Origin of the sequence: Pseudomonas vancouverensis (genome assembly GCF_004348895.1) — a bacterium.
Taxonomy (GTDB): domain Bacteria; phylum Pseudomonadota; class Gammaproteobacteria; order Pseudomonadales; family Pseudomonadaceae; genus Aquipseudomonas; species Aquipseudomonas vancouverensis.
In genome coordinates this window covers 1-11,463 of record NZ_RRZK01000023.1, presented here as the reverse complement: position 1 = coordinate 11,463, position 11,463 = coordinate 1, and the positions used below count along the sequence as shown (strand labels likewise).

Here is an 11,463-nt window from a genome sequence, read left to right as displayed (position 1 = left end):
GCCTGAAAATGAGCTTTCCTTGAAAAACAGCGCCGTCAGGCAATGAATAATTGTTCATGCTGCGGTGTTCATCCTGTACCGCCCTGGAGGATTGCCATGAACAACCGTTTCGCTCTGTTCACCAGCCCGCTGCTGATTGCTCTCGCCCTGACCAGCGCCCACGTGATGGCCCACGGCGACGATGATGCACCGGCCAAGCCCAATTGCCCGAAAGGCCAGGTCTACGACACCCGGTCGCAAAAATGCGTGCGCCAGACCAGCAGCCTGGTACCGGATGAAGACCGCACCAATTACGCTTACCAACTGGCCAAGGACGGGCGCTACGAAGAAGCCCTGGCCCTGCTCGACACCCTGAAAAATCCGAACACGGCCAAAGCCCTTAACTATCGCGGCTACGCCACGCGTAAACTGGGGCGCACCGACGAAGGCATCGGCTATTACCTGCAATCGGTCCAGCTCGACCCGCACTATGCGCAAGTGCGTGAATACCTGGGCGAGGCCTATGTGATAAAAGGCCGCCTGGACCTGGCGCAGGAACAGTTGCAGCAGATCAAATCCATCTGCGGCAATACCCGCTGCGAGGAATACCAGGACCTGGCCGAAGCCATCAACGATTCATCGAAAACCTGACAGCCCGAGCGGACGGAGGTCGCCATCGCCAGCGATCAGACAATACGAGCAGAACTGAACCAGCATCTGGCGCGTTTATGGCGCTATGGCCTGCTGTTGTCCCGGCAACGGCACGTGGCCGATGACCTGGTGCAGGCGACCTGCGTACGGGCACTGGAACGCGCCGGGCAATTCATCGAGGGCACACGCATGGACCGCTGGTTGTTGAGCATTCTGCATTCGATCTGGCTCAACGAAGTCCGCGCGCGCAAGGTGCGCCACGGTCAAGGCTGGGCTGACGCCGATCAGGCGCTGTCATTTGACGGCGAATACGCGGCACAAACCCATGTGCTGGCGGCGCAGGTCATCCGCCGCGTCGACGCACTGCCCGAAGCCCAGCGTGAAACCGTGTTTCTCGCCTACGTTGAAGGCTTGTCGTACCGCGAAGTCGCCGACGTACTGCAAGTACCCATCGGTACCGTCATGAGCCGGCTGGCCACGGCTCGGGCAAAACTGGCCGAATACCCGCCGCTACACGTCGTGTCGGCCCCCACCAGTGGAGAGCGCCCATGAACGCGAAACCCTCTGACGAACAACTGGTGGCCTACCTCGACAACCAACTGGATCAGGAACAACGTGAACGCATCGACGCGGCCATTGCCGCCGACCCGATGATCGGCTTGCGCCTGCAATGGCTGAACCGCAGCAGCCTGCCGTTCAAGTCAGCCTACGACGAGTTGACGAAGCAGGCGCCGGTGCATCGCCTGCAAGCCATGCTCGACACCCTGCCCCCACCCGCCCGCCCTGGCCTCAATCGCCGCTGGTTTCTCGCGGCGGCAGCCGGACTGGTAGCTGCCAGCGTGCTCGCCGACCGACTGTTTCTCAACTGGCAACTGAGTCAGGAAAAGGAAAACTGGCGCGGCCTTGTGGCCGAATACATGTCGCTGTACGTGCCACAGACGCTCGACCACCTACCCGGAGACGACGCCACGCAGCGCGCGCAATTGCGCACCATCGACGCACGCTTGGGCTTGAGCCTTGCCCCGGCCAAACTGGCCTTGCCCCGCGCCGAACTCAAGCGCGCGCAGATCCTCGAATACGAAGGCGTGCCCATCGCCCAGATCACCTACCTCGATCCAGTCCACGGCCCGATGGCGCTGTGCGTGACGCGCTCCAACAGCGGCAGCCGACACATTGCCCAGGAGCAAAGGCACGAGTTGAACATCGTTTACTGGGCCGACATGGAACATGCCTGGATGTTGATCGGGCATAACCCGATGGACGACTTGCAGGACATGGCGACAGTGCTAAGAGGGCGACTGAATACCTGAATCGCTCCGGGCGATCACGACATCGGGGCTATTTATTGCGCTCCCCCACTATCAGTTCTGACAGTAGACGAAAGGCGAATCGCGGCTGACGATGGGAAGCCCTTAAATCCTGTGTGGAAGCCAGGCAATGTCGACTTACTCTCGCACAACCCTGCTATCGAGCTACCAGTACGACGCCCTTGACCGGTTGGCTCAGCTTTCTCCCGCTGCCGCAGACAAGCTTCAGCGGTTTTACTGTAAAAGCCGTCTTGCTACAGAAGTTCAAGGTGCGGTGCGACGCAGCATCATCCAGCATGATGACCTGCCAGTGGCGCAACAATCGCGTCAAAATGACCGGCTCGACACTGCGCTGCTGGCAACCAACCAGCAGCGATCAGTGCTATATGCCGGCAGTGCCACTCAAACACAATCCGGCACCTATACACCCTATGGTCATCCATCCCCAGCGAACGGTTTGCTCGGCCTGCCAGGCTTCAACGGCGAACGACGGGACCCGCTGACCGGGCATTATCATCTGGGCAACGGTTACCGGCAGTTCAACCCGGTGTTGATGCGATTCAACAGCCCGGACAGTTGGAGTCCCTTTGGTGAAGGCGGATTGAATACCTACGCTTACTGCCTGGGTGACCCCGTCAATCGCAGCGACCCGAACGGTCACTTTGGTCAATTTCTCATCGCTGTCGTTAAACCGTATGTCCTTTCACGTAAGTTTTTATTTTTTTCAGGCTTGGCGGTTGGGACAACTACATTAGGAGTTGGCGTTGTGACCGGAGACAAGAACGTCATTATCGCTGGAACACTGGTACTTGCTGGCCTTACGGTGGTGACTATCGGGTCCGCTTTCTCAGCATCAGCCAGCAGTGCAGGTATTGCCCCATCATTAGGCCGTGGGCCAAGCCTTACCCCATCATTGGGCCGCAGGCCAAGTCTTGCCCCATCAATAGGCAACAGACGAAGCCTTAGTCCAGCATTGGGCAGCGGGGACATAGATCCGCCGCCGCCCTACAGCCTGGTGCCACCACGCCATGGAGAGCAGCCGCCAGATTATGCCTCCCTGGTGTTTGATTCACGCCCTACACACCCGATACCTCACCAGCCAAAGCCAACTTCTGTCGAAAACATCGAACTTGCGATGATCCGGTCAGGATCGCCCCCAATCACTCGTCAGCGTTCAGACAGTATAAGATCCACAGGCGCTAGCTCGCGGCGTAACTCAAGTTCGTTTGCATAGAGTCCAGATCAACTTTGTCATGCACCGGACGTCGGCAACCACAATCGGAACCGCGCTCCCCCCAAGGGCGACGCTTCTACCGTCAACGTCCCGCCCTGAGCCTCCAGGGCGCGACGGCTGATGGCCAGTCCCAGACCAAAACCACCGGTGGCCCGATCGCGGCTGCGGTCGAGGCGGTAGAACGGCTCGAAGATCCGTTCGCGTTCATCATCCGGAATGCCAATGCCGTCATCGTCCACCCAGATTTCACAGCCGCCGGCGTACACCTGCACACCGATCTGAATGCGTTTTTCACAGTAGCGCATGGCGTTGCGCAGCAGGTTCTGCAAGGCGCGGGCGGTCAGGCGCGGGTCGAGGCTGAAGCGTTCGAGCTGGCCGTGCAGAAGCACGTCAATGACGATGTCCGGGGACTCCAGTTCTTCGTCGACGCTGCCCAGAATACTGTCGATGAATTCGTCCAGCGATACCTCGACCTGTTCCGGCAAACGCGCCGGGTTTTGCAAACGGCTGTAGGACAGCAACTCCAACACCAGCTCATCCAGTTCGCGAATGTGCGCGATCAGGCTTTGCAAGCGCTCACGACTGGCCTGCGGCATTTCCTCGGACAGCGCCAACGCCAGGCCGAAATCCAGGCGTGTCAGCGGCGTGCGCAGTTCGTGGGACACGGCATTGAGCAAATCGCGCTGCTGGTTGAGAAGGTTCTCGATATCCCCGGCCATGGTGTCGAACACGTGGGCCAGGCTGCCGATGTTCGAACTGGCAGGGATCTGCGTACGTTCGCTCAGGTGTCCTTTACCGAAGCGCTCGGCCGTGAACTTCAGGCGCTCCAGATCACGCCAGTGCGGGCGCAGCCACAACAACAGGCAGGCGAGCATGGTCGCGCCAATCAGCACGTTGATGCCCCAGTACAACAAGTTGACATCCAGCGGGTCCGGCGGCACCACCATCTGCACCACAGTGTGCTCATCGAGCGGCGCGACTGCCAAAGTACGCCAGCCCCAATCGCCCACCCGCACTACGTTTTCGCCCCGCTGCAAACGCTGCTGTTCTTCCGCAGACAGGCTGGCATCGTCGTTGCCACTGAGCAGTATGTGCAAGGGTTTGAAGTCCTTGTCCATCTCGGCCGCCAGTGCTGGCCATTGCTCGGTCGGCACCGCGTGGAACTGTTTGACGATCAGCGTTTGCAAACCCCGGGAGTAATCGAGGTTGTAGGTGACAAAGCGTTCCTGGAACACTTTCACCACCAGGTCCGGCACCAGGTAAATCGCCGCGCTGAACGAGACAATGGTCACCAGGTACAGGCGAAAGAGAATTCGAAACATCGCCTCAGCATTCCCACTCGGAACGGCTGAACAGATAGCCTTTGCCCCACACCGTCTTGATCTTGCGTGCCTCGCCGGCGTGATCGTCGAACTTGCGCCGCAACTTGGAGATCGCCACGTCCACCGAGCGGTCGGTACCGTTGAACTCGATGCCGCGCAGGCGCTGGAGGATCTGGTCGCGGCTCAGCACTTCACCGGCGTGGCGGGCCAGTACCACCAACAGGTTGTATTCGCCGCTGGACAGTTCCACCAGTTGCTCGCGCCAGGTCACGGTACGCTCGGACAAGTCGATGCACAGGTTGCCCATCAGGATGCGGTCGTTGACGGTCTGCGGTTCGCTGAGGCTGCTGCGCCGCAAAAGGGTGCGGACACGGGCCAGCAGCACCCGCGGCTCGCAGGGTTTGGTGACGTAGTCGTCGGCGCCCATTTCCAGGCCCAGCACTTGATCGTGGCTGTCGTCGCGAGCGGTGAGCATCAGGATTGGCAGCGCCGCCGAGTCGGCGCGCAGCAGACGACAGACCTGCAAGCCGTCGAGGCCGGGCAGCATCAGGTCGAGAATCACCAGGTCCGGCGGGCTGACCCGCGCGCGTTCGCGCACCTGATCGCCACGACCGATCACGCTGACGGAGTAGCCGTTGCGTTCCAGGTAACTGGCGATCAGTTCGGCGAGTGCGGTGTCGTCTTCGACCAGGAGGATGTTGGGCATGGGTGTTTCCAGAAAGTGCTGTGGCGCCAGCCATGCCGCCATCGCGAGCAAGCTCGCTCCCACAAGGACCGTCGTTCAACTGTAGGAGCGAGCCTGCTCGCGATAGCAATCGGGCAGGCGCAATAAAATTCAAGGCCTGAAGGATATACGCCCTCACCCATGCGTGAGTAAAACCCTTACACAATTTCACACAGCACCAACAAAGCTTCACCGCTACCCTCGCCGACGCCCAGTAGGATGCTGGGGGTCTTTATTGGGGTATTACATGTCGAAGAATCTGCTTGCCAGGCTCAGTCTGATTGCGCTGGCGTTGACACTGGGCGCCTGTGACAAGTCCTCCACCGCCGAAGAACAGGCGCCATTGGCCACCGTGCGCATCGAAACCATCGAAGCCCGCCCACTGACCATCAGCAGCGAGCTGAGCGGGCGCATTGCCGCGCCGCGCATCGCTGAAGTCCGAGCCCGTGTCGCCGGCGTGGTCTTGCAACGGACCTTCCGCGAAGGCAGCGACGTGAAGAAAGGCGACGTGCTGTTCCGCATCGACCCGGCCCCTTTCAAAGCCGATCTGGACAGCGCCGAAGCCGCCCTGCGCAAGGCCGAGGCCAATGCCTTCCAGGCCAAGCTGCAGGAACAGCGTTACGCGCAACTGATCGACGACAAGGCCATCAGCGGCCAGGACTACGACAACGCCCGCGCCAACGCACGGCAAACCGCCGCCGACGTGGCGGCGAGTAAAGCCGCGGTCGAACGGGCGAAACTCAACCTCGGCTACGCCACTGTCACCGCACCGATTTCCGGGCGCATTGGCCGGGCGCTGGTCACCGAAGGCGCCTTGGTCGGACAGAATGAAACCACGCCATTGGCGCTGATCCAGCAGCTGAACCCGATTCACGCCGACTTGACCCAATCCACCCGTGAACTCAACGACCTGCGCCGGGCCTTCCGTTCCGGGCACTTGCAGCAAGTCGGCCAGGATCAGGTCAAGGCCACGCTGATTCAGGACGACGGCAGTCTTTATCCCTTGCCGGGCAAGCTGCTGTTCGCCGACATCACGGTCGATCCGGGCACCGGCCAGATCATCCTGCGCAGTGAGTTTCCCAACCCGGACCTCGACTTACTGCCGGGCAGTTTCGTGCGGGTACGTCTGGAGCAGGCGGTCAACCAGCAAGGCATCAGCGTGCCGCAGCGAGCCGTGCAGCGTGACAGCGCCGGCATCGCCCAGGTGCTGCTGCTCGATGCCGAACAGCGCGTTGGCCGCCAGCCCATCGAACTGGGCGCCGTGCAGAACGATCGCTGGGTCGTCACGGGCGGCCTGAAACCGGGCGACCGCATCGTCATCGAAGGCCTGCAGCACGCCCGCCCCGGCGAGAAAGTGCAGATCGACGACACCCCTCTTCCACTTGCCCAGGTGACTGGCCAGTAAGCAGGACGCTTGTTTATGCCGCAGTTTTTTATCGACCGCCCGGTATTCGCCTGGGTGGTCGCCCTGTTCATCCTGCTGGCCGGTGCCCTGGCCATCCCGCAGCTGCCGGTGGCGCAATACCCCGACGTCGCCCCGCCACAAATCGAAATCTACGCCGTGTACCCGGGCGCTTCGGCGCAAACCGTGGACGAAAGCGTGGTCAGCCTGATCGAGGAAGAACTCAACGGCGCTGATCATCTGTTGTACTTCGAATCCCAGAGCAGTCTCGGCAGCGCCACCATCAAGGCTACCTTTCAACCGGGCACCAACCCGGAACTGGCCCAGGTCGACGTGCAGAACCGTTTGAAGGCCGTCGAGTCACGGCTGCCGCAAGCGGTGAACCAGCAAGGTTTGCAGGTGGAGAAAGTCTCCTCGGGCTTCCTGCTGCTGATCACCCTTACCTCCCGCGACGGCAAACTCGACGACGTGGCGCTCAGTGATTATCTGGCGCGCAACGTGATGAACGAGATCAAGCGCCTGGACGGCGTCGGCAAGGCACAGCTGTACGGCGCCGAGCGCGCCATGCGCATCTGGATCGATCCGCAGAAGCTGATCGGTTTTAACCTGACCCCGGCCGACGTCAACGCCGCCATCGTCGCACAGAACGCCCAGGTGTCGGCCGGCAGCATCGGCGACCTGCCAACCCGCAGCGCCCAGGAAATTACCGCAACCATTCTGGTCAAGGGCCAGTTGTCGACCCCTGAAGAGTTCGCCGACATCGTGCTCAAGGCCAATCCGGACGGCTCCACCGTACGCATCGGTGACGTGGCGCGTGTCGAGATCGGCAGCCAGGAGTACCAGTTCTCCACACGCCTGAACGGCAAGCCGTCCACTGCGGTAGCCGTGCAACTCTCGCCCGGCGCCAACGCCCTGAACACCGCGACCCTGGTGCGGGCGAAGATGGACGAGCTCAAGCGTTACTTCCCGGCCAACGTCGAGTATTCGATCCCGTACGACACCTCGCCTTTCGTCAAGGTGTCGATCACCAAAGTGGTCTACACCCTGGGTGAGGCGATGCTGCTGGTGTTCGCGGTGATGTTCCTGTTCCTGCAGAACATTCGCTATACGCTGATCCCGACCCTGGTGGTGCCGGTCGCGCTGATGGGCACCTTCGCCACCATGCTGGCGCTGGGTTTTTCGATCAACGTGCTGACCATGTTCGGCATGGTGCTGGCCATCGGCATCCTGGTGGACGATGCCATCGTGGTGGTGGAGAACGTCGAGCGGATCATGGCCACCGAGGGACTGTCGCCCAAGGAAGCCACGCGCAAGGCCATGACCCAGATCACCGGCGCCATCATCGGTATCACCCTGGTGCTGGTGGCGGTGTTCATCCCGATGGCCTTCATGCAGGGCTCGGTGGGGGTGATCTACCAACAGTTCTCGCTGTCGATGGCGACCTCGATCCTGTTCTCGGCCTTCCTCGCCCTGACCTTGACCCCGGCCCTGTGCGCAACGCTGCTCAAGCCGATTGCCAAGGGCGAGCATCACGAAAAGACCGGTTTCTTCGGCTGGTTCAACCGCCGATTCGAGCAACTGACCGAACGTTATCAAGGCTGGGTGGCCTACGCCCTGAAACGCACCGGGCGCTTCCTGCTGATCTACGGCGTACTGCTGGTGGGGCTGGTGGTATGTTTCGCTCGCCTGCCCTCTTCGTTTTTGCCGGTGGAAGACCAGGGTTACACCATCACCGACATTCAACTGCCACCGGGCGCGAGCAAAAACCGCACGGTGCAGGTCGCCGAGCAGGTCGAGGCGCACAACGCCGGCGAGCCGGGCATCAGCGACAGCGTGGTGATTCTCGGTTTCAGCTTCTCCGGCAGTGGTCAGAACGCGGCGCTGGCCTTCAGTACCTTGAAGGACTGGTCGAAACGGGGCAGCGAGGACTCGGCCGGTTCAATTGCCGACCGCGCCAACGCCGCTCTCGGTCAGATCAAGGACGCGGTGCTCTTCTCCGTCCTGCCGCCGCCGGTGGACGGCCTGGGCACGTCCAGCGGTTTCGAGTTCCGCTTGCAGGACCGCGGCGGACTCGGTCACGCAGCGCTGATGGAGGCACGCACTGCATTCCTCGACGCCGCCGAGAAAAGTCCGATCCTGATGAACGTGCGCGAAAGCGCGCTGGCCGAAGCACCGCAGGTGGAACTGATCGTCGACCGCAAGCAGGCCAACGCGCTGGGTGTGTCCTTTGCCGACGTCGGCAACGTCCTGTCCACAGCCGTCGGCTCGGCCTACATCAACGACTTCCCCAACCAGGGGCGGATGCAGCGTGTGGTGGTACAGGCCGAAGGCGATCACCGCAGCCAAGTCGATGATCTGCTGAAAATGCACGTGCGCAACTCCCAGGGCAAAATGGTGCCGCTGTCGGCGTTCGTGCAGGCCAGATGGACCCAGGGCCCGGCGCAGTTGACGCGTTACAACGGCTATCCGGCGATCAGCATTTCCGGTGAACCCAAGCCCGGTCACAGCACCGGCGAAGCCATGGCGGAAATCGAACGCTTGGTGGCCCAGGGCCCGGCGGGACTTGGCCAAGAGTGGACCGGTCTGTCATTGCAGGAACGCCTGTCCGGCAGTCAGGCGCCAATCCTGCTGGGGCTGTCGCTGTTGATCGTGTTCCTTTGCCTGGCGGCGTTGTACGAGAGCTGGTCGATTCCGACCTCGGTGCTGCTGGTGGTGCCCTTGGGCGTCCTCGGTGCCGTGCTGGCCGTGACCTTGCGCGGCATGCCCAATGATGTGTTCTTCAAGGTCGGGCTGATCACCATCATCGGCCTGTCGGCGAAAAACGCGATCCTGATCATCGAGTTCGCCAAGAGCCTGTACGACGAAGGCCACGACCTGATCGACGCTACGCTGCAAGCGGCACGCCTGCGTCTGCGGCCGATTGTCATGACCTCGCTGGCGTTCATCCTCGGCGTGGTGCCGCTGGCGATTGCCACCGGCGCCAGTTCGGCGAGCCAGCAGGCGATCGGTACCGGGGTAATCGGCGGGATGATCACCGCGACGCTGGCCGTGGTGTTCGTACCGGTGTTTTTTGTGGTGGTGATGAAACTGGTGCGCAAACGCCACAAACAAGACTAACCAAGACTGCAATACCTGTAGGAGCGAGCCTGCTCGCGATAGCGGTGTCACAGTCAGGCATGACTGCGACTGGCTAACCGCAATCGCGAGCAGGCTCGCTCCCACAATGGGCTCATGGATTTCAAGATGAGTAGCTCCTGAGCTAAGGTGTCTGCACACCTTCCGCCATCGAGCCCACATGCCCTACCTCACCCACACCCACCCGCGCCTGTCTGCCGCAGCCACCCTTGGCCTGGCGGTGGGCATCCTGGCACCGGCCGACTCGATCATCAGCAAGATCCTCTTCGGCTGGAACGCAGGCGTCTGGACCTATCTGATCCTCATGCTGTGGCTGACCGCCCACTCCAAGGCCCCGGACGTCAAGCGCATCGCCGAGATCGAAGACGAGAACGCCGGACTGGTGCTGTTCGTGGTGTGCATCGCCGCTATTGCCAGCCTCGCCACCATCACCGTCGAACTGGCCGGCAGCAAAGATTTGGAAACCACACGAAAGCTGCTGCACTACGGATTTACCGCATTGACCGTGATTGGTTCATGGCTGCTGATCGGGGTGATTTTCAGCGTGCACTACGCGCGGCTGTTCTACACCTGGGACGGCAAGGACCCGGCGTTGCGCTTCGCCGAGGGTTTGCTGACACCCAACTACTGGGACTTCCTGTATTTCTCCTTCACCATAGGCGTCGCGGTGCAGACCTCCGATGTCGGCGTGGCCACGCGGGAGATGCGCAAGATCGTGCTCGCGCAATCATTGATCGGCTTTCTGTTCAATACGGCGATACTCGGGTTTTCAATCAATATCGCCGCAGGACTGTTTAGTTGAGTCGTACTGTGACTTTCCTGCATTGCTCAATTCGCCGGCGTGGTCACCTTTAACATCAATGGCTCTCCATAGAACTGAGATGCATCGTGGGCACTGATACTGACGGTGTATTCAGTTGATGCCTTGAGCAGCGTCAGTGACACTGACTGTGCAGGTGTTTCGACCTTGCGGTAAGAGCCATTAAAGTCGTCCGCCTCGATTCTGTAACCAAGCAATCCTATAGCGTCTTCGGGCCGATTCCAGGCAAGATCTATCCGCGTAGGCCTGACTGATGTCCGTACATTCCTGGGTGGACCTATGGGTGGCGTACTCACACGGACGCTGGCGCTGGTCTCCGATTGATTTCCCGCCGCGTCGATAGCCCGTACCGAAAACTGGTAAACGTTTCCGGCAATCAGTCCAATGGCCAGATAACCCGGTGTAGAGTCCTTGGTCGTATCGATAAATTGACCATCTCTGAGTATTTCGTACCCTGTCACACCGACATTGTCACTCGATCTATTCCAGATGAGCGCAGCAGCCCGGGTTGAAACGTTCCCGGCCACCAGACCAGTCGGTTGTGTCGGTTTTGTCGCATCCCTTGTACTGAACGTGACGGAGGTGCCGGGAGAAAAGTTGCCGGCAGCGTCATAGGCATTAATAACTGCCGTGTAGGCAGTGACCTCTCTTAAACCATTGAAAATATGCCGGGGATTCGTGATGTAAACGGGAGATCCGTTATTGAGTGAAATGATATAGCCCGTCACCGCAACGTTGTCTGTGGAGGGTGTCCAGGACAGCGTGGCCGAGCTGCCACTCAGGTCACTTACGACAGGCGTTCCTGGTCTGGAAGGTGCGGTCACATCCTTGGTGCTGAAAGTAACAGCTGCTCCGTCGGACAGATTGCCTGCGGCATCCCGGGCCTTCA

General features: G+C 60.7%; 10 protein-coding genes. 7 read left to right on the top strand and 3 right to left on the bottom strand.

Features of this window, described 5'->3' with window-relative positions; genetic code table 11:
- Positions 1–96 precede the first annotated feature (96 nt).
- From EIY72_RS16670 to EIY72_RS16655, 4 genes are all read left to right on the top strand, one after another.
- Positions 97–630, top strand: coding sequence for a tetratricopeptide repeat protein (locus EIY72_RS16670; protein WP_093220293.1), 534 nt, complete (start codon positions 97–99; stop codon positions 628–630).
- Between the two features lie 66 nt (positions 631–696).
- On the top strand, positions 697–1,182 hold the full coding sequence (locus tag EIY72_RS16665; protein WP_093220288.1) for a sigma-70 family RNA polymerase sigma factor: 486 nt from the start codon (positions 697–699) through the stop codon (positions 1,180–1,182).
- Positions 1,179–1,940 carry an anti-sigma factor family protein gene (locus EIY72_RS16660; RefSeq protein ID WP_093220284.1) on the top strand — a complete coding sequence of 254 codons (762 nt, stop codon included), beginning with the start codon at positions 1,179–1,181 and terminating at the stop codon, positions 1,938–1,940. The genes EIY72_RS16665 and EIY72_RS16660 overlap by 4 nt, the downstream gene beginning before the upstream one ends.
- A 127-nt stretch (positions 1,941–2,067) precedes the next feature.
- Positions 2,068–3,171 (top strand): RHS repeat-associated core domain-containing protein, encoded by a 1,104-nt coding sequence (locus EIY72_RS16655; RefSeq protein WP_093220280.1) that lies wholly within the window; start codon positions 2,068–2,070, stop codon positions 3,169–3,171.
- Positions 3,172–3,188: 17 nt separating this feature from the next.
- Here the strand turns inward: EIY72_RS16655 and EIY72_RS16650 are convergent, their stop codons facing one another.
- Entirely contained in the window at positions 3,189–4,493 is a 1,305-nt protein-coding gene (locus EIY72_RS16650; RefSeq protein WP_093220277.1) for an ATP-binding protein, read from the bottom strand.
- A gap of 4 nt (positions 4,494–4,497) precedes the next feature.
- Complete coding sequence (locus EIY72_RS16645) at positions 4,498–5,199, bottom strand: response regulator (protein ID WP_093220274.1); 702 nt, start codon at positions 5,197–5,199, stop codon at positions 4,498–4,500.
- Between the two features lie 265 nt (positions 5,200–5,464).
- On the opposite strand from EIY72_RS16645, the gene EIY72_RS16640 reads away from it, so the two are divergent.
- The 3 genes from EIY72_RS16640 (at position 5,465) to EIY72_RS16630 (ending at position 10,556) form a co-directional block, all read left to right on the top strand.
- The gene (locus EIY72_RS16640; RefSeq protein WP_093220271.1) at positions 5,465–6,622 is read left to right on the top strand and encodes an efflux RND transporter periplasmic adaptor subunit; all 1,158 of its coding nucleotides are present in this window, start codon (positions 5,465–5,467) and stop codon (positions 6,620–6,622) included.
- Positions 6,623–6,637: 15 nt separating this feature from the next.
- On the top strand, positions 6,638–9,736 hold the full coding sequence (locus EIY72_RS16635; RefSeq protein ID WP_093220267.1) for an efflux RND transporter permease subunit: 3,099 nt from the start codon (positions 6,638–6,640) through the stop codon (positions 9,734–9,736).
- Positions 9,737–9,914: 178 nt separating this feature from the next.
- Positions 9,915–10,556 carry a DUF1345 domain-containing protein gene (locus EIY72_RS16630; RefSeq protein ID WP_093220263.1) on the top strand — a complete coding sequence of 214 codons (642 nt, stop codon included), beginning with the start codon at positions 9,915–9,917 and terminating at the stop codon, positions 10,554–10,556.
- Between the two features lie 26 nt (positions 10,557–10,582).
- Here the strand turns inward: EIY72_RS16630 and EIY72_RS16625 are convergent.
- On the bottom strand, positions 10,583–11,463 hold an 881-nt coding region (locus EIY72_RS16625), incomplete at its 5' end, for a fibronectin type III domain-containing protein (protein WP_165939606.1).